We start from the raw sequence: 19,961 nt of genomic DNA on the forward strand, positions 1-19,961 counted from the left end.
TGGGAGTCTGTTGTTACCAGAGACAGCGCAATAAAAATTAATATGCGGTACTCTTTCCGCGATTTAGAAAACGGAGATGGTTATGCAGCAATCGGCAGGTGTTTCAGCTCAAAAATGGGTATGGCGTGCAATGGTTCGCAGTGCTCTGGTGCCATTGGTTTTAGTTGAAACCGTATTGATTGCCGTTTATTTAATCAGTAATAACCTGATCCGTGAAACCAACATGGATTATCTGTATCAGAAAGCAGACAGCGAACTGCAAATATCTGCACAGAGAGAATCCGGAATTATCCGGGAACAGATCTTATCTATATCCCGTCAGACAGAAATATACAGAGCCGAGACAAAGCGGGTTTTAACCGATGAGCATTTCTTTGTCTCAGATGCAGAAAAATCAAATTATGCGGTGTCTACAAAGGGCGTTTTTCACTCAGTAAAAGATCTGAATGGTGCTGCATCTTTCTACTCTGCAGCGACACCATTATCAAAACAGGATCATGAAAAGGTCTGGCGCCTGTCTCAGCTTGATCCTTTAATGAAACAAATAAAAGAGAATAACCCGTTAATTGCAGCAGCCTATTTTAATAGCTGGGATTCCTACAACAGGATTTATCCCTGGTTTTTTACGCCGGATCAATATCCTGCAGATATGATTATTCCTGATTACAATTTCTATTATCTTGCTGATGGCAAAAACAATCCTTCACGCACGGCAAAGTGGACGGATGTTTATATTGATCCGGCCGGGAATGGCTGGATGGCATCCTGCATTGCCCCTGTTTATAACGGTGATTTTCTTGAAGGTGTGGTTGGGCTGGATATTACCGTTGGCTCCATCATTGAAAAAATACAGGGACTTGAGATCCCGTGGGGCGGATATGCCATCCTTGTTAACAATAACGGGAATATCATGGCATTGCCACCGGAGGGCGAGGTCGACTTCGGGTTGAATGAATTAACGACACATAGTTATCAGGAAGCAATAAAAAAAGAAATATTCAAACCGGAACAATTTAATCTGTTTCTGAGAAAAGATTCTCAGCAGATAGTTGCTGATATAAAAAACAGTGTCAGTGGTAAAGGTTTTCTGACTCTGAAAGGAAATAAAAAGTTAATAGCCTGGAATACCATACCGGAAACACGCTGGAAGCTGATCACCATTGTTGATGAAAATCAGATATATGCTGAAACCAATAGTCTGGCTAAGCAATTTGAACAGATTGGTTATCTGATGATTGCGGGTCTTGGTTTGTTTTACATGGTCTTTATTTTCTTTATCTGGCTCAGTTCGCGCTCTATGAGTAAATCGATCTCAGAACCTTTATTACATATGAAAGGGATGGTCGATCAAATTGGCAGGGAAGAGTATCAGCTGGATAAACCTGAGTTCAGAATTGCAGAGCTGCAGGGTACAGCCAGCGCGATTGTGAATATGGGGAAAAAGCTTGATGAGATCACTTGTGCTCTGCGACGGGCAAAAGAAGATGCTGATTCGGCTAATAAAACGAAAGGTCTGTTTTTATCCAGCATGAGTCATGAACTGAGAACACCACTTAATGCCATTCTTGGCTTTGGTCAATTGCTGCAGAAGGATGATAATAAATTATCAGTCCGGGATCGAAAGGATTATATTGACGAGATCATGACTGCGGGCACGCATCTGCTTAATCTTATTGATGATGTACTCAATCTGTCTCATATAGAAAGTAAAGGCTCGTTATTAAAAATAGAGCCAGTTGATGCAATTCGGGTGATTAAAGAGTGTAATGAGATGCTGCGCCCGATGGCAGTAAAAGAGCAATTATCATTATCTGCAGAATTGCCGGAAACCATGGTGCTGGTGATGGCCGATAGTACTCGTCTTCGTCAGGTTTTGATTAATCTGCTTTCTAATGCGATTAAATATAATTATCTGAATGGGAAAATAAATGTTTCTGCTGAAATTAAAGATAAATATCTGCGCATAAGCGTTCGTGATAGTGGCAGAGGTATCTCTCCGGAAAAACAAACAGAACTTTTTACACCATTTAATCGTCTGGGACATGAGACTTCAGGAATAAAAGGTACAGGGATCGGGCTGTCTATTTCAAAGCAACTCATTGAGTCGATGAATGGCAGAATCGGATTTAGCAGTCAGTGGCAGAAAGGTTCAGTTTTCTGGATTGATTTATTATTAGTCGACAGTCCGGTCGGATTATTATCTGATGCAGCCATTACAGATAATTACCCGGCAGAAATAACGCCTGAAAAATACCATATATTATGTGTCGGCTGTGATCAGGAATCAGTCTGGCGACTGGAACGTCTGTCAGGGCAAAATCAGGTCATTATTTCTTCAGCTTTTTCCGCAGAAAACGCATTGACGATGCTGAATCAGATCCATCCCCATCTGATATTGGTTGATACCCATCTGCATGATATGGATGCGTATGTTCTGCTTCAGCAATTGCGCCAGTCTGAAATCGCCAAATGTGTACCTGTCATTGCCGTAACGGATGCGATGATGTCCGTATCACAAATGGAGACGTCTGAATTAGCCTTCGATTATGTCCTGATTAGTCCGATGGATGTTTCGCATGCCTGGGCGGTAATTCAGAAAATGCTGAATTATATCCCCTGAGGTAATACGGTTACCCCGGCCGCGATCCATGCGGGGTTTCTGATCGAGAATATTGCTTTCTACTGTTTCTGGATCGGGTCTGACCTGTTAGCATTCGCAGGCATGAACCGTGCAGACTGCTGGTCTGCCTGTGTTAACCGATCTGGAGTCACGTTTTGTCTGATGCAATTCTTCGTTCGCTGCAAAGCCAGCTGTCTGAATGCCTTCCCGTTGATAAAATTCAGTTACAACGCCGCTTACAAGGCGTGCAGCGATTACCGGCTAATAAACAAGCCGCTGTTTTAACGATAATCGGGCAGGAGCTTGAAAAAGCGCGCGGACGGGCACTGTTACGTCAGCAAAATATTCCTCAATTGCATTACCCTGATCTGCCGGTAACCGATAAACGGCATGATATCGCTGACGCCATCCGTAAGCATCAGGTGGTGATTGTCGCGGGCGAAACCGGTTCGGGTAAGACAACGCAGTTACCGAAAATCTGTATCGAAGCCGGACGTGGTCTGCAGGGGATGATAGGGCATACGCAACCCCGGCGTCTGGCGGCGCGAACGGTTGCTGCACGTATCGCGGAAGAATTGCATTGTGAGCTGGGCTCTCATGTCGGCTACAAGGTTCGTTTTCATGATCAGGTAAACGAAAGCTCATATATCAAACTGATGACCGACGGTATCTTGCTGGCGGAAATTCAGAATGACCGGATGCTGACGCAATATGACACGATCATTATCGATGAAGCGCATGAGCGCAGTCTCAACATCGATTTTATCCTCGGTTATCTGAAGCAATTACTGCCCAAACGTCCTGATTTAAAACTGATCATTACCTCAGCGACGATTGATCCGCAGCGTTTTTCCCGCCATTTCAGTAATGCGCCGGTCATTGAAGTCTCCGGGCGTACCTACCCGGTGGAAGTGCGCTATCGTCCGTGGCAGGAAGAAGAGGACAGCGATCCGCTGCAAGGGCTGTTTAATGCCGTGGATGAGCTGTGCGTCGAAGGCCTTGGCGACATCCTGATCTTTATGAACGGGGAGCGCGAGATCAGAGATACCGCAGATGCATTGCGGAAACGGAATCTGCGGGATACCGAAATCCTGCCACTGTATTCACGCCTGTCGAATGCGGAACAAAACCGGATTTTTTCCCCGCACGCCGGACGACGTATCGTTCTGGCAACCAACGTGGCGGAGACATCACTGACTGTACCCGGCATCCGTTATGTGATCGATCCGGGTACGGCACGAATCAGCCGTTATTCGTACAAAACCAAAGTACAACGCTTGCCTATTGAACCAGTCTCCCAGGCGAGTGCCAATCAGCGTAAAGGTCGCTGTGGTCGTGTCGCTGCGGGTATCTGTATTCGTCTTTATTCAGAGCTGGATTTTTTAGGCCGGCCTGAATTCACCGATCCTGAGATTCTGCGTACTAATCTGGCATCGGTCATATTACAGATGCTGGCATTAGGTCTGGGGGATATGAGCCGCTTCCCGTTTGTCGAAGCGCCGGATAGCCGCCATATCAAAGATGGTCTGCGTTTGCTGGAGGAATTAGGTGCAATCAGTGGCTCCATTGAAGGCAAACAGTCATTGCGGCTGACCCCACTGGGGCGGCAGCTGGCTCGTGTTCCGCTGGACCCGCGTTTAGCTCGGATGGTGCTGGCTGCGCCACAGTTTGGCTGTCTCGAAGAGATCCTGATCATTACCTCTGCATTGAGTATTCAGGATCCACGTGAACGCCCGATGGATAAACAGCAGGCATCGGATGAAAAACATCGCCGGTTTGAGGATAAAGACTCTGATTTTCAGGCCTTTCTCAATCTGTGGAACTATGTGCAGGAACAGCAGGATACACTGAGTCAGAATCAGTTCCGTAAGCAGTGCCAGAAGGAATTTCTCTCTTATTTACGACTGCGTGAATGGCAGGATATTCATTATCAGGTGCGTCAGGCGACTCGTGAGCTGAGCTTGACGATTAACCAGGATGCTGCGCCAGAGCAGGCCATTCATAGCGCCATTCTTACAGGATTGCTGAGCCATATCGGGGTAAAAGACGGCGATAAATCTGAATACATTGGTGCCCGGAACGCCCGTTTTATGATTTTTCCTGGCTCTGGTCTGTTCAAAAAACCGCCCAAATGGAGCATGGTTGCTGAACTTACCGAAACGTCACGTTTGTATGGCCGTACCGCAGCCCGGATCCAGCCGGAATGGATCGAACCGCTGGCTCAGCATCTGATCAAAAAGAATTACAGTGATCCGCGCTGGTCCAAAAAAGCCGGCGCGGTGCTGGCTTCAGAGAAAGTCACGTTGTATGGCATTACGCTGGTCGCCGATCGCGAAGTTCAGTATGGCACTATTGACCCTGTGGTCAGCCGCGAACTTTTTATTCGCCGGGCATTGGTGGAAGGTGACTTTGAAACCCGGCACCGTTTCTTCGCTGAAAACCGTAAATTGCTGGCGGAAGTAGAAGCGCTTGAAGCAAAATCCCGTCGCCGCGATATTCTGGTGGATGATGAAACACTGTATCTGTTCTACGATGCGCATATTCCTGCTGATGTCGTTTCTGCCCGCCATTTTGACAGTTGGTGGATGGTCGCAAGTAAAGAAACCCCGGAACTGCTCAATTTCGAACGTGAAATGCTGTTGCAGGGTGATGCGTCTCATATCAATGAACATGACTATCCGAATCAGTGGACGCAGGGACGGCTTAAATTCCGTCTTTCTTACCAGTTTGAACCCGGCGAAGAAGCGGATGGTGTCACCGTACATATTCCGTTGCCATTACTGAATCAAGTTGAACCGTTGGGTTTTGACTGGCTGATCCCCGGGATGCGGCATGAACTGCTGATCGCGCTGATTAAGTCATTACCGAAGCAGTGGCGTAAGAATTTTGTACCTGCCCCTAACTATGCTGATGCGTTGCTGGCATCTATTTCGCCGGAGCAGGGGCCACTACTGGATGCAGTTGAACGTCAGCTGAAACGGATGAGTGGCCTGACCGTGCCGCGCGAATGCTGGGACTGGAATGCGATACCCGATCACCTGAAGATGACCTTCAGGGTCATTGATGATAAGCGTCGGAAGGTTGCGGAAAGCAAAGATCTGCTGTTGCTGAAAGAGCAGCTGCGCGAACAGGTACAACAAACCTTATCTCAGGTCGCGGATGATGACATTGAGCAGGAAGGGCTGACGCTATGGAGTTTTGGCCCTTTGCCACAGCAATATAGTCAGAAACGGGGCGGGTTTGAGGTAAAAGCGTATCCGGCACTGGTCGATCAGAAGGATTCTGTTGCGATTCAGCTGTTTGATTCACCGGCTGCACAGCAGTCCGCGATGTGGGCTGGTCAACGCCGGCTGGTGCTGTTAAACGTGCCGTCACCAATTAAATATCTGCAGGAAAAACTGCCGAATAAAGCGAAGCTGGGGCTTTATTTTACACCGTTCGGTAAAGTCGCGGACTTGATCGATGACTGTATCGCCTGTGGTTGTGATCAACTGATGCAGCAGCATGGCGGATTGTCATGGGATAGTGATACTTTCCAGCAGCAAAAAGAGCTCATCCGTGGTGAGCTTAATGAGGCTGTGGTGAAAATTGCCGCGCAGGTGGAGCAGATCCTGACCGCAGCACATGGTATCCGCAAACAGTTCAAAGGCAAGATGACGCTGGAACTGGCGTTTTCCCATTCAGATATTCAGGCACAACTAGAGCGCTTGATTCATAAAGGCTTTGTGACTGAAACGGGCGCGGCCCGGTTACCCGATCTGTTGCGTTATATGAAAGGTATAGAGCGACGGATGGAAAAGATCCCGGTCGATGCAAACCGTGATCGTATGTATATGCTCAAAGTGCAGCATGCCGAACAGGCTTATCAGCAGTTGCTGGGGAAATTACCCAAAGGGCAGGCGATACCGGAAGAGGTTCGCAATATCCGCTGGATGATTGAAGAACTGCGTATCTCTTATTTTGCCCAGGTTCTGGGGACACCCTATGCGGTATCCGATAAGCGGGTATTGCAGGCGATAGAAGCCATCAAAGTGTAATCCGATGACGTCAGACATTATCGGATAGGAAAAAAATTGGCCTCAGTTAAGAGGCCAATTTGTTATCTGACGATCAGCTATTTTTCTGCCAGTTATTTTTTCTGCGGTAATTCCATGCTGCCTTTGATAGTAATACCGTTTTGTTCAAAATCCATTCCGGTAAGCAGACGAACACCGCGCATTTCTTCCAGCATATTCACAACTTGCTGCACTTCTTTTTCTTCATCGGTCATGCTGCTTGATGCAGCGGATGCAGCGGATGCAGCGGATGCAGCGGATGCAGCGGATGCAGCGGATGCAGTGGCTGTGGCAGCAGAAGGCTCTGTAGTCATTTCAGCGGCCGAGGTTGCTGTTTCTGGCTGTACCGCATTCTCTGTTGCTGCCTGTTCGAACTGATGGCGTCCAAACTGAGCCATATCTGCCAGCAGACTGTAATCCAGACCTAACTGGTAGAATCCGTTAGCAGCCAGAGGCTGTTTAGCCAGTGAAGCGGCCAGCTTCGCACCGGATTCTCCGGTAAAGATAGTAATGTGCTGACCGTATAAGCCCAGTTTTACTTTATCGGGTAACGGCAGAACCGGTGGTATAGGCAGATCGACGCTCTGACCATCGGCAGGCAGTTTTACCATACTTGCCAATTCCGGATTGACCATGCTCAGCATGCCCCACAGTTGCTGAGGTTGTTTGCCGGAAACAGAAGCAACAAAAGAGAGTTTTTCAATGGCGGCGGGCATGTCAGCCGCATCATCTTTCAGCTTCAGTTCCTGCAGATTAAAACTAACGCCCTGCAGTCCCTGAACCATTGCCGTGCCCATCGCCAGCATGGATGGATTAGCCATCTTCAGGCTATTCTGAATGTCTTTCAGCGCGGTGCAGGTTACCTGGGCCTGAGTTGTCCGATTCCACAAATCTGTAATCACCGGCGCCAGTTCATCAACGTTAAGACCAATCGCGAATTTACTCAGGGATTTATCATCTTTCCCATAGTCAGGTATAAATCCACGCAGTTTCTGCAGTGAGGTCATAGTCGCGGCATCTTTGGATTCAATTTTGAAGACGCTGTCAAAACGGATCGGATCACCTTTAGTATCCAGATTGGTATATCCGAATACTTCTTTTGGCCACAATGCGGCTATATCTTCAATATCTTTCTGACATTCTGGTGTGCGATATTCAGCCAGATTTTTTGTGCTTTCACCTTCAGTCACTTTATCGAGTAATTTAGCCAGCGAGCTGTCAGCGCGAGTCAGCGTTTTTACTAACATTTCGTTGTTAATAAAGCCGATAGAGCTTTTACGGAATTCATATGCCTGAACCAGCTTATCAAGTGTTCCGGCTTGCTTGAGTGATTGCGCCGGTTTCGTGATACCAAATGCGATAGACAGGTCATCTTCCGTGGCCATGTCACCCACATCCAGTGTCAGAACAGCAAAACCATCTTTTTTGCCAATAGCGAATGCTACCGGGTGTTTGCCCTGGTTAAAGAAATAGCGCTTATAGCTAAACTCTTTAATTTTGGCTGTTTCTGCCTTGGCTTTTGTACGTAATTCAGCCGCTGTAATTAATTTGTCGAAATTAACTTCATTTTCTAATTTAAAACGTAATACCGGGATGGCCCCAACGGTATAAAAAGCAGCGTCTAATTTATCAGCAAAACCGAAACTCTGAGGATTAACTGTTCCATTGGTGAGCATGGTCACATATTCGGCATAAAGTCCGACAATAATTCTTAATCCATCATTCCATTCTTCAGGTTTTGCTTCGATTTCTTTTTGCAGGCGTTCTATTTCCTGCACGGATGCGGAAGTTCCGCCTGTAAATAACTGAGAGAAACGGGCTTGCAGCGGAGAAATAGTTTCCTGCCATGATGCAGGTTCAAGATCACCCATGAACACCAGTGTATCCGCGGGAACATAGGTCAGACTGGCGGCGGTAATATCTGATTGCTGCTGGATGGCGTAGTAGGCACCAGCACCGATAGCAGCCGCAATTGCTGCATATAAAATCCCGTTTTTCATGTTTGTTATCCTAAGTGAGATGTAAAAATTAAATGCTAGTCAATTGTAAAAGAAATATTATTTTTTTCATTACTGTTTTTAATTGACTTCGGCTTGGAATGCTTTAGATTGGTGTTAACTGATTGAGCGACAGAGCTTAAGCGATACTCAGTGCCTTCTTATAGAAGTTCTTTGTTATCACTTCAAGCAAACCTCTTTCAGCGTTAATGGCCGAGAGGCTCAAGTATTTTGTGTTAGGAAATGTGTTATGTCCGTACGTACTGGCAAAGTAAAATGGTTCAACGAAGCTAAAGGTTTTGGTTTTATTCAGCAGGATGAAGGTCCGGATGTGTTTGTTCACTTCCGTGCTATCAACTCTACCGGTTTCAAAACCCTGGCTGAAGGCCAACGTGTTCAGTTCACTGTGACTCAAGGCCAGAAAGGCCCACAGGCTGAAAACGTAACTGTACTGTAATTTATACAGTAGCAGATAAAAAAAGCGCCTTAGGCGCTTTTTTTTTACCTTTCAAATACATCCGACGACCGATTTCTGTTGCTGCTAGCTGAGCGTCATCTGCTGTAACTGATACAGCGTCGCATAGTGTTTGTTCGCAGCCAGTAACGCGCTGTGATTTCCCCGTTCAATGATCTTTCCATGCTGCAATACCAGAATTTCATCTGCATCGACGATGGTTGATAAACGGTGTGCGACAATCAGCCAGGCATGCTGGTGGCGGATAGAGGCGATGGCCTGCTGCAGATGATGTTCGGTCTGTGAGTCTACATTCGCGGTGGCTTCATCCAGTATCAATATTGGCGGATGGGTAATCAACGCTCTGGCGAAAGAGAGTAACTGACGCTGACCGGCGGAGAGATTCTTGCCACCTTCCTGCAATGGCATTGATAACGCTTCTGCAGGGTTCATGCTTTCAAACCACTGCACATGTGTTAACACCTGCACAATTTCATCATCACTGATATTCGTGCGTCCGAAGCGGATGTTCTCTGCCACGGTGCCGGCGAAGATAAACGGATCCTGCTGGATCACACCAATCTGTGAGCGCAGACTTTTCAGATCCCATTCTTTAATAGGATGCTGCTCAATCATAATGTCACCGGATGTTACCTGATACATGCGGCTTAGCAGATGCAGTATGGTCGATTTTCCGCTGCCGGTGTGGCCGACCAGTGCCATCATTTTCCCGCGTTGCAGCTCCAGATTGATGTCCTGCAGAACCAGTTCACCATCCTTCTGGTAGCGAAAGTTTACCTTCCGGAAACTGATATTTCCCTGAACAGGCTGTTGGTATGTTCCTGATGGTTCTTTTTCTGTATCAAGCAGATTGAAAATGCGCTCGCCGGCGATTAACGATTGCTGGATCTGTGTTAACTGGTTGGTGAGTTCATTCAGCGGCTCGATCATGCGGCCCATATAACTAACGAAGGCATAAATGACACCAACCTGAATTTGAGACGTGCCTTGCAGTGCAAACCAGCTCAGCAGTGAGCCCAGGGTGATGATATAAAGCAGGTCGATCATCGGACGCAGCAAAAAGCCGTTTAGCTGTAACACCTTCATTCTGGCCTGCAGATATTGCTGATTGGTTACAGCAAATTTTTCGGCAAAGCGCTTTTCCTGTACCAGCGACTGAATGATCGGTATCCCTTGCAGTGTTTCGCTGAGCTGGTGATTGAGATCGGACAGACACTGCCGTGCCTGTCGTGACCAGGGCATAGAGCAGCGCTGATAAATTTGCATGATGACGACGGTGGCCAGCATCATTAATCCGCACAGACAAGCCAGTTGCCAGTTAAGCCAGAACATACCGCCTAAAATTCCGGTCAGTAAGACGATTTTCTGAATAGACTGACCGATCACCTGAATATAAAGCTGCAACAGCGTTTCGGTATCATTACCAATAGTGGAAATCAGATGTCCGGTCTGATGGCGGTCGAGATAACTGGCCGGAAGCCGGAGTGCAGCAAGGAAAGTCTCTTGCCTGAGATTTTTGATGATGGCTTGTGCTGCTCGGCTGAACAGAAGCGCCTGCTGATAACTGCTGAAAGCGGCAATGCCTTGCAGGGATAAATAGGCAAGAACGAACAGGCCGATTTCATTCACAAACCAGAGACCAGCCGCAAGCCGGGTATCAATAAAGTATTTGATAAGCAACGGACCGCTGATTTCAGCCAGCGCAGACAGAAACAGAAAACCCAGTCCGGCCAGTATTATTCGGGTGTATGGCTTGCAATAGGCGAGCAGACGTAACAGGGTCTTATTCATCATCTTCCTCTGTCAGAGCCTGTTCCAGTTGCTGATAGCGCCATGTCCGGGCATACCAGCCATCTTTTTCCAGCAATGAGTGATGAGAACCGGACTCCTGTTGCTCACCCTGTTCCAGAACAATAATCTGGTCCGCTTTCTCCAGCCCCTGAAGACGATGAGTAACCATCAGCAGGGTAGTGGCATGAGTAGCGGATTGCAGGTTCTGCAGAATACGGGTCGCCGTTTTAGCATCGACCGCCGAGAGTGCATCGTCCAGTAACAGGTACGGACGTTGTGTCAGCCAGGCACGGGCTAAAGCCACACGCTGTTTTTGTCCGCCCGACAGTGTGATACCGCGTTCACCTACTGCAGTCTGATATCCCTGTGGTAAGCCCAGAATATCGTGATGTAATTCTGCGAGTTTTGCGGCGGCAATGATCTGTTCTTCTCTGGCATCTGGGCAACCTAAGGCAATGTTTTCAGCAACTGACAGTGAAAACAGATACGACTCCTGCGGGACATAGGCAAACTGCTGACGTAAATCCAGCAATGGCCATTCAGATAGCGTTCTTTTATACAGAGAAATCGAGCCTTGCTGTGGATCGGCAAAACGTTGTATCAGTTTCAGCAAAGTGCTTTTGCCTGCACCGGTCGGGCCGACGATGCCAATAAGTTCTCCTGACTGAACCTGCAGGTTGACATGTTGCAGCAGGGGAGTGCCGTTTTCATTTTCAAAACGTTCAAGCCGGATATCGAGTTCACCACCGCTAACGGGTTGCGTTGCTGTCAGGACGGACGTTAACTGTGCTTTTGTAGTCAGTACGGACTGAATTCGCTGATAGGCCGCATTGCCGCGCTCCAGAATATTAAATAACCAGGCAATGGCAAACATTGGCCAGATTAACTGGCCTAAATAGAGACTGAAACTGGTGAGCTGGCCGATGGTTAACTGATGTTGTGATACCAGCCAACTGCCTCCGGCAATGGCCAGCAGGTAAGCACTACCAATACAGAGATAAATCACCGGTTCAAATTTGGCATCAACCCGGGCTACCTGCATATTGGCCTGATTCGCTGATTCTGCGCACTGTTGCATCTGCCGTTCGGCATAATTTTCAGCGGCAAACAGACGTAAGGTTCGTAAACCGCTCATATTCTCGTGCGCAATATTATTCACATCACCAAAAGCAGCCTGAGCCTTACCAAAAGCCTGATGGATTTCTCTGCCGATACGGGCGACCAGAAACGCCATAATGGGCAGAGGAAGCAATGCCAGCAAGGTGAGCGGTAACGAATACTGTGTTGTCATGATCCAGAGCACCAGACAGCCGATAAACAGTGAATCGACCAGTGTCAGGATGCCTTCACCTGCAGTCATTTCAACAGCCTGAATATCATTACTGACGTGCGCCATCAGCTCACCGGTGCGGTGTTGCCGGAAAAAGTCAGGATCCATCGACAGATAGTGCTGATACAGTTGCTGACGCAATAAGTAGCCGAGTTTATACGCCGCACCGTATAGCGCGACACGCCAGATATAACGCAGCACATAAACCAGAAAGCCGATGGCAAGCAGGGAAAGCAGCAGTGGTTGGAATTGTGGCCAGATAGAAGTCTTGGGTGCTGAGTTAACCACCGTATCGATCATCGCGCCAATCAATGCCGGCACTTTGGTCTGAATAATGGCAATGATGCACAGAACACTCACTGTCAGCATATATCGCTGCCAGTGAGTGCGGAAAAACCATGCTAATTGCCAGATTAAGGTCATTGTTTCTTGTTCGAAAGCAGAATTTCGCAACGATCCGGCAGATCAGGCATCCGGTTTGGTAACGGTTTGCTGCTAACCATGGCGGGTTTGGTCAGCCACGATTGTAACTCTGCACCGCAGCCACTACCTTCCGGATACGGTTTTTGTGGTTCGCAATCTTTACTGCCTACCGGGCAATGCAATCGCACATGGAAATGGGCGCTATGACCAAACCAGGGGCGTAATTTTCCTAACCAGGTAGGGTCTGTTGCACCAAACTGGTCACACATGGCCTGTTTGATTGGCGGATTCACAAAGATGCGTTCTACACGGGGATCCTGTGCCGCCAGTTTCAACAATGTGACTTGTTGCTGACCAAAGTTTTTATTCACCTTGTTGCGGCGGAAGTCGACCATATCCAGTGGTTTAATAGTGTTGCGTGTCCTGGCACTTAAGGGCTTAGCAGCAAACCGGAACCAGAAATCAGTGTCTAATCCACTCTGATGACTGCGATGCCCGCTGCTGAATGGCCCGCCTTTCGCCATCGCCATATCACCCACCAGAATATCCGGCAGGCCGGCTTTTTTAGACTGCCGGGCCAGATCCAGCACATATTGCTGCATGATTGGATGGCCATAAATACGTTTTTGCCGGGGACGCAGAATTTGATATCCGGTTCCGTGTTCAGGTAATGCTACAGCACCCTGCAGACAACCGGCAGCATAACCGCCGATTGCTTCTGCAGAGCCAGTACTGGGAGTGACCTGATGTGCCCATGGATTACTCATGGCAGCGACTAAAATCCATTGATACATATCGGTTGAAAGTTCCTGCAATATTAAGTTGTTTGCCAGACCATATTACCAGCTAATGTCGGACGCTGATCATACTGAGCCAGTGCGTGCCACAAGGGTAACAGGCTTTGCTCCATCGCCAAAGCGCGCTGCAACGGGAATAAGCCAAGTTCCATCGCTTGCTGATCGTTGATCTCGCCTTTCTGGTGTTTAATCAATGCGTTAGAGACCCGATGATTAGCCCGGATCCAGATAGCGTCTTTTGCTTCTTCTCCGTTGCCATGGGCAATGTCATCGATCATTAATGGTTCCATCCACCACTGACGATCCGGGCGGAAACCCCCGCGCAGCTGATACGCATTTTTGCTGCCAATCAGTGTAATGTCAAAATGCAGTCCGGGTTGTGGCCAGGGGCAGAGCAGCAAATCGACCAGCGCATGCTGACACTGCAATTGTGCGGAAATATTACAGCCTGTGCCCTGACGGGCACCGAGGAATTCCATGTTACCAAACAGATGTGTCAGCAGTGAAAACGGATGGATCATATCCTCCATAAACCATTCCACCGGTGTTTTTGGATAAGGCAGATTTACGCCAGCCACAACGGTGATCCGCATCAGTTCACCAAAATCACCGCTGTTGATCAGTTGCTGTAATTGTTTTGCTGAGTCAAGAAATGGGAAAGGAAAACTGATGTAACTGCGTCGGGCATCCAGCGCCAGAAATTGCTGCTGATTGTCCGGAGTCAGACCGAGCGGTTTTTCGCACAACACGATTTTATCCTGCAAGGCCTGCAGATAATTCAGATGGCTGGCAGTAGGCGTCGCTATCGCGACCACATCACAATCACGGAATACGGAAAGCTCAGTACCATGCTGAGGAATACCTTCTTCAGCAGCGATTTTTGCGACCAGGTCTGCATCGTGAGCCATCATCGCGATCACTTCACAACCGGCTTTCCGCAACCCCTGAACATGGACCCGTCCCCAGTTTGTTCCAATTACACCCGCTTTCATATGCTACCCTTAAGATAAATTATTTAATGTAGTTTACGCTTATTAATAGGATCGAGTAGAAGATTCAATTGGGTTTTTAACCGGACAGGAGACAAGATATGTTAGGTGAATTTAAAAAGTTTGCCATGCGTGGCAATGTGGTTGATATGGCGGTAGGTATCGTCATCGGTGCAGCATTTGGTTCCATCGTAAAAAGTCTGGTGGATGATGTGCTGATGCCACCCATTGGTTTGCTGCTGGGGGGCGTGGATTTTTCTGACTTCTTTGTTGTACTGAAAGAAGGTGTTAAAGCCGCAGCGCCTTATCAAACGCTAGCGGAAGCAAAAGCCGCGGGTGCAGTCACGCTGAATTTTGGCTTGTTTGTGAATGCCATTATCAGCTTCACTATCGTTGCGTTCGCGCTGTTTATGATTGTAAAAGCCATGAATAAGCTGCGGGCAGATGAAGAAGTTAAGCCGGTAACAACAAAGAAATGTCCGCACTGCTGCTCTGAAATTGCATTAGAGGCAACCCGTTGCCCACATTGCACATCAGAGTTGTAACGAGTCAGCGACGTAGTTTGTTGAGTAAACGGATAATGTCATTCAGGATCCGGTAGCGTTGCAATTCGGCCGGCCCGTAGCGGGTAGATAAAGTGGCCGGATTGCTGCGCTGCTTCAGATAGCGGTTTAGCTGTAAGCGGTTAAATCCACCGACTTTGAAGATCAGCGGCAAGAGTTGCTGGATATTTTCTTCGTCTAATCTCAGTGCTTCATTATAGTTAGCATCATCCGGCAGACTGATTTTGACGCGGACCTGTTTAATCTTTTGCTGTTCCTGCAGATATTCCAGCCACTGTTCCACATACATGGGTTTCGTTCCGGCCAGCAGGTTAAAGAAGCCGCCGCTGTCACTCCGGCATCCGCTCAGCAGCAGACAGGCAAACTGATCGTCATTGCAGGAGAACTGGGTATCTCCCTGTATTGACCAATCGACAGCCAGTACTGAGATATCAGCCTGTTCACCATTCAATCCTTCACAATGAAAACGAAACAAAACAACACTCCAACGGCAAAAAAGCCGTTCATTTTATCATTATCTCCGTTCTGTTAAGAACTTATTGTTCGGATGTTATCAATTCAACTGATGATCTCTATCTGAGCCAGTGCATTACTGATTTCATCTGTGTTGTCAGGGCGTACAATCCGGGCGACTTCCTGACCATCACGAAGAAATATCAGTGTGGGCCACAATTTTACTTTGAATGCCCGTCCCAGCGGTTTTCCCCGGCCATCGGCAATCCGGATATGTTTAACCTGCGGGTGTTCTGACATTGCGGCAGAAATAAAGTGGTGAGCCGCCTGACAAAAGCCGCACCAGGAATTACCAAATTCAATCACTACCGGACCGGTAAAGGATTCCACCTCGGTAACAGAGGGCTCTTCGTCCTGATAAACAAGCATAGTCATGATAAAACTCCGTTTTTTCTCTGAAGGAACATAGTCGGAAAAGTATTAATCCGGGAACGTATGGGCCAGTTGCAGCTCTCTGAGCATCGATTGTTTTTTCGACTGATGCGACTGCATCCGGCGAAGGATGTCATTAAGCACCTGTACGGCGTTCAGTACATAAGGTCCTTTATTCAGCATAACGCACTCAGAGCGGTGCCCCATTGCGGCATCAGTAATTTCAGCACGGGATGGCATACCTTCTTTTGCCAGTGTTTCCAGCACCTGTGTTGCCCAGATCACCGGAATATGGGCCGCTTCGCAGATCCAGAGGATCTCTTCCTGCACTTCCGCCAGTCGCTCAAAACCGCATTCCACCGCCAGGTCACCACGGGCAATCATGACGCCACACATTGGTGCCCGCATCGCGGTCAGCAGCATATCCGGCAGATTTTCGAACCCGCGGCGGGTTTCGATCTTCAGTACAATAGCGGGCTGACGTTCACCGAGTTTTCTCATATGTTGCTGCAATAGCGCAACATCTTCCGCACTATTAGCGAATGACAATTCCACAACATCGGCATGCTGGATCACAAATGGCAGATCATCCAGATCCTGTTGTGTTAATGCCGTTAAGTGGAGGTGACTGTCCGGCAGATTGATGCCTTTATCACTGCGCAGCTTTTCGCCCTGCATACGGGCATGCGTGATCCGCACATGCACATGTTCCGCTTCTACTTTTTCGATAATGCCGCCAATCTTGCCATCATCAAACCGGATTGATTCGCCTGAACGAATATCATTAAAGACCTCCGGCAGGGTGCAGCCAATATGAGCCGGAGTGAGAATTTTTCCCGAGCTGTCCCGGGTTGCCGGCCGTCCGGGTTTCAGATCGCGGGTCAGTAACAGTAAATCGCCCGGAAATAATGTAATGCTGTTTTCGGTATACGGCAGAACGCCAACAGATGTCTTACGCTCACTATTGCCGCCTTTTCTTTCATGGTGCAGTACTGTTCCGGAAACAATATAGGCAGACTGTGTTATCTCTGCCCAGCACCCGGTCAGTGTGACATCCATAATTTTAAGATAACGTCTGGATTCGCGCGTATCCTGAAATGACACTATGTCGCTTTTCCGTAATCGCTGCAGCCATTTGCCTGATACAGGTAACACTGCATCCGTCTGCGATGGGGGCGGCGTAATTGCCGGGTCAGTGGTCAGCCATATCCGGGCCGGAGCAACCACCCGGCCATAGGCATCGCGTTGCGGGCGGATATGAATGACCGCGGCTCCCGGTTCCATTGGCCCGGTGCGTAATTTAGGGCCGGCCAGGTCCATCACAATACGGCAGGAGGTATCTAATGACTGTTCGGCCATTTTCAGGTTCTGGATCATTTTGAACCAGACATCGGCATCATCATGTGCACAGTTAATGCGCATACAATTCATGCCTTGTTTCAGCAGATTATGCACCAGTGTGTAGTCATCGGCGGCTTCGCTTGGCATGGTCACCATGATGCGGACATCCCGGCCGGAACTGTTCTTGCCGAGTAGTGTATCCGTATGTTCTTTGAGTAATTGTTGTCCTTTGGCGAAATTAATCGCGGGATGTTTTTCTGCTGCAGCCTGGATGTTATCGGTCAGGCTGTGCAGGATATACAGCACTTTATCGAGAGAGGCTAAGACATGAGCTTCAGCCCGGCCAAGGGACGAGAGGCCAAGTTCGGACAACTGGCATTGTAACGAACGCAGATCATGCCGGCGCAGCGCCAGATAGTGCAGCAGATTAACGGCGCTTTCATAAAAATCGGGATGAACTTTATCAAGATATTTCTGGGCGATAATGGGGGCCGCAATCATATTCTCCCGTATGACAGAGAGTTCTTTAATTAGCTGTGCAATATGATTGCTTTCCCATATTGTATTGTTATTGCTTTTTCGTGAGGCCATAGCATTCTCTTAATTAAGCTGATGAAATCATCTTAGGATAAGGAATGTGAAAATTGCATGACGTCTGTTCCGCTTCTGAAATAGATATCTACACTAATTGCTCATCTGTGGTGCGAATAATGGTATATATCCGGAAACCACAATAATATATGTAAAATATTGGTTTTCTTGCTGAGGAGTTCCCTATGTCATTACCGGCTGTTTCTGATCTTAATCGCCTGTCTCTTTATATGCGGCCATCCTGTCCGTATTGTGTCCGGGTAGCGGATTTTTGCGGACAAGCTGAAATTGCGCTTGAAAACCGGAATATCGCGGAAGGTATTCATCTGGAAGCATTAATGACGGGTGGTGGAAAACGCCAGGTACCATGTCTTCAGATCATTGATGACCAAGGGCAAAGCCACTGGTTGTATGAGTCACTGGATATTATCGGTTATCTGAAACAGCAATTTGCTATCTGATGCCAGTGTCTGCAACTTCTTCACCCGGAAATTGTTGCTGGTGGAGGAGTTGCTAATAAAGCTCAAAATCTGTCTGGGTGAAGATCTTGTCGGGAAGTGCATAAATACGGGCAGTCATAGGCCAACAACCAAAGCTTGGGCTAAACTTGTAATTTGACAGAAACGCTGGCTTCTGCTGGCAAATCTGTCACAAAACAGTTGTTTAGTGTCATACTGTGGCACAGATGTCATGCATATCCGACATTTTCATTTATCTAGAGCATCTATCATGACAAACAGTTTTTTCGCAATTGCAGCCTTGATTGTTACCAGTGCCTTTTTCTCGGTTTCTGAAATTTCGCTTGCCGCTTCCCGCAAACTTAAATTACAGCAACTGGCTGATGCCGGTAGTGAGCAAGCCAATAAGGTAATCCAATTGCAGGAACAGCCGGGGCATTACTTTACGGTAGTGCAGATCGGGCTGAACGCAGTGGCCATTCTCGGCGGTATTATCGGTGAATCGGCATTAACACCTTACGTGTTGGATGTTCTGAAACTCTGGATTGAGCCACCGCTCTTAGACAGCATCAGTTTTGCAATCTCATTTATGCTGGTTACTTCGTTGTTTATTCTGTTTGCTGACTTGATCCCGAAACGGATGGCAATGATGGCACCGGAACGGATCGCGACACATATTGTTGCGCCGATGCTGTTCTGTGTGGCGATATTTAAGCCATTAGTCTGGATTTTTAACGGATTAGCAAATACGTTATTTCGTCTGTTCAAGCTGCCGACCACGTATAAAGAAGTGATCACGCCGGATGATATTTACGCCATGATGTCGGCTGGTGCACAAGCGGGGGTGCTGCGGGAGCAGGAACATCATTTGATCGAAAATGTATTCGAGCTGGATTCGAAAACTGTCCCGTCGATCATGACTTCACGTGACAGCATCGTCTATTTTGATCGGCGCGAAACAGAAGAAAACATTAAGAAAATCATCGCAGAACAGCCTCATTCCAAGTTTCTGGTGTGTGACGGTAATATTGATACGGTCGCAGGCTATGTCGACTCCAAAGATATACTTTTGCATGTACTGAATGAGAAACCCATATTACTGACCGATGGCAAGTTCATACAGGCGCCCTTGTTTATTCCGGATACGTTAACGCTGACCGAGGCGCTGCAGAGCTTTAAAGGCTCAAGAGAAGATTTTGCGGTAATTCTGAATGAATACGCGCTGGTGGTAGGGATCATTACCCTGAATGACATCATGAATACGCTGATGGGTGATCTGGTGAATCAGCATCAGGAAGAACAGATCGTTCAGCGTGATGATCACTCCTGGCTGATAGACGGTATTGCACCGATTGATGATGTCATGCGGGTGCTGAATATTGAAGAATTTCCTGAATACGAGAACTATGAAACCATCGCGGGTTTTATGATGTTTATGCTGCGTAAAATTCCCAAGCGTACCGATTCCGTTACTTATGCCGGGTATAAATTTGAAGTGGTCGATATTGATAGTTACAAGATCGATCAGCTGCTGGTTACCCGTATCGTGAATACTGAATCTGAGAGTCTTTCTTTAACAGCGAAAAATTGAGGCGAAATCAAGCACTTTATTTCCAAAATATGACAGTCTTGTGACAGACTTAATA

General features: G+C 47.7%; 14 protein-coding genes. 6 read left to right on the forward strand and 8 right to left on the reverse strand.

What is annotated here, in order from left to right:
- Positions 1-82: 82 nt before the first annotated feature.
- The gene (locus TOLA_RS06515) at positions 83-2,620 is read left to right on the forward strand and encodes an ATP-binding protein (protein WP_012729491.1); all 2,538 of its coding nucleotides are present in this window, start codon (positions 83-85) and stop codon (positions 2,618-2,620) included.
- 155 nt (positions 2,621-2,775) lie between these two features.
- A complete protein-coding gene (hrpA, locus tag TOLA_RS06520; RefSeq protein ID WP_012729492.1) occupies positions 2,776-6,657 on the forward strand; it encodes an ATP-dependent RNA helicase HrpA in 3,882 nt (1,293 codons plus the stop codon).
- Between the two features lie 92 nt (positions 6,658-6,749).
- Here the strand turns inward: hrpA and TOLA_RS16775 are convergent, their stop codons facing one another.
- A complete protein-coding gene (locus tag TOLA_RS16775) occupies positions 6,750-8,675 on the reverse strand; it encodes a hypothetical protein (RefSeq protein WP_012729493.1) in 1,926 nt (641 codons plus the stop codon).
- 247 nt (positions 8,676-8,922) lie between these two features.
- Between TOLA_RS16775 and TOLA_RS06530 the strand changes: the two genes are divergently transcribed.
- Positions 8,923-9,129, forward strand: coding sequence for a cold-shock protein (locus TOLA_RS06530; protein ID WP_012729494.1), 207 nt, complete (start codon positions 8,923-8,925; stop codon positions 9,127-9,129).
- An 84-nt stretch (positions 9,130-9,213) separates the two neighbouring features.
- Here TOLA_RS06530 and TOLA_RS06535 read toward each other — a convergent pair whose 3' ends face one another.
- Genes TOLA_RS06535 through TOLA_RS06550 form a run of 4 tightly spaced genes read right to left on the reverse strand, consistent with a single transcriptional unit; the run spans position 9,214 to position 14,480 of the window.
- Positions 9,214-10,938: an ABC transporter ATP-binding protein gene (locus TOLA_RS06535; RefSeq protein ID WP_012729495.1), complete on the reverse strand. Its 1,725-nt coding sequence runs from the start codon at positions 10,936-10,938 to the stop codon at positions 9,214-9,216.
- Complete coding sequence (locus tag TOLA_RS06540) at positions 10,931-12,691, reverse strand: ABC transporter transmembrane domain-containing protein (RefSeq protein ID WP_012729496.1); 1,761 nt, start codon at positions 12,689-12,691, stop codon at positions 10,931-10,933. Before TOLA_RS06540 ends, TOLA_RS06535 begins: the two co-directional genes overlap by 8 nt.
- Positions 12,688-13,485, reverse strand: a complete 798-nt coding sequence (mepA, locus tag TOLA_RS06545) for a penicillin-insensitive murein endopeptidase (RefSeq protein ID WP_012729497.1) — start codon at positions 13,483-13,485, stop codon at positions 12,688-12,690. Before mepA ends, TOLA_RS06540 begins: the two co-directional genes overlap by 4 nt.
- A gap of 23 nt (positions 13,486-13,508) precedes the next feature.
- Positions 13,509-14,480 (reverse strand): Gfo/Idh/MocA family protein, encoded by a 972-nt coding sequence (locus TOLA_RS06550; RefSeq protein ID WP_012729498.1) that lies wholly within the window; start codon positions 14,478-14,480, stop codon positions 13,509-13,511.
- Positions 14,481-14,578: 98 nt separating this feature from the next.
- Between TOLA_RS06550 and mscL the strand changes: the two genes are divergently transcribed.
- The gene (mscL, locus tag TOLA_RS06555; RefSeq protein WP_012729499.1) at positions 14,579-15,022 is read left to right on the forward strand and encodes a large-conductance mechanosensitive channel protein MscL; all 444 of its coding nucleotides are present in this window, start codon (positions 14,579-14,581) and stop codon (positions 15,020-15,022) included.
- A 4-nt stretch (positions 15,023-15,026) separates the two neighbouring features.
- Here mscL and TOLA_RS06560 read toward each other — a convergent pair whose 3' ends face one another.
- The 3 genes from TOLA_RS06560 to TOLA_RS06570 all read right to left on the reverse strand — a co-directional run bounded on the left by TOLA_RS06560 (position 15,027) and on the right by TOLA_RS06570 (position 17,857).
- Positions 15,027-15,515: a hypothetical protein gene (locus TOLA_RS06560; RefSeq protein ID WP_012729500.1), complete on the reverse strand. Its 489-nt coding sequence runs from the start codon at positions 15,513-15,515 to the stop codon at positions 15,027-15,029.
- A gap of 83 nt (positions 15,516-15,598) precedes the next feature.
- Entirely contained in the window at positions 15,599-15,928 is a 330-nt protein-coding gene (locus tag TOLA_RS06565; RefSeq protein WP_012729501.1) for a thioredoxin family protein, read from the reverse strand.
- A 45-nt stretch (positions 15,929-15,973) separates the two neighbouring features.
- Positions 15,974-17,857 carry a pyruvate kinase gene (locus TOLA_RS06570; RefSeq protein ID WP_012729502.1) on the reverse strand — a complete coding sequence of 628 codons (1,884 nt, stop codon included), beginning with the start codon at positions 17,855-17,857 and terminating at the stop codon, positions 15,974-15,976.
- 185 nt (positions 17,858-18,042) lie between these two features.
- Here TOLA_RS06570 and TOLA_RS06575 point away from each other — a divergent pair, with 185 nt between their 5' ends.
- Together TOLA_RS06575 and paeA are read left to right on the forward strand one after the other, a co-directional pair.
- Complete coding sequence (locus TOLA_RS06575) at positions 18,043-18,318, forward strand: glutaredoxin family protein (RefSeq protein ID WP_012729503.1); 276 nt, start codon at positions 18,043-18,045, stop codon at positions 18,316-18,318.
- A 268-nt stretch (positions 18,319-18,586) separates the two neighbouring features.
- Entirely contained in the window at positions 18,587-19,906 is a 1,320-nt protein-coding gene (gene paeA, locus TOLA_RS06580) for a polyamine export protein PaeA (protein WP_012729504.1), read from the forward strand.
- Positions 19,907-19,961 lie beyond the last annotated feature (55 nt).

It is taken from the genome of Tolumonas auensis DSM 9187, from assembly GCF_000023065.1.
Classification (GTDB): Bacteria; Pseudomonadota; Gammaproteobacteria; order Enterobacterales; family Aeromonadaceae; genus Tolumonas; species Tolumonas auensis.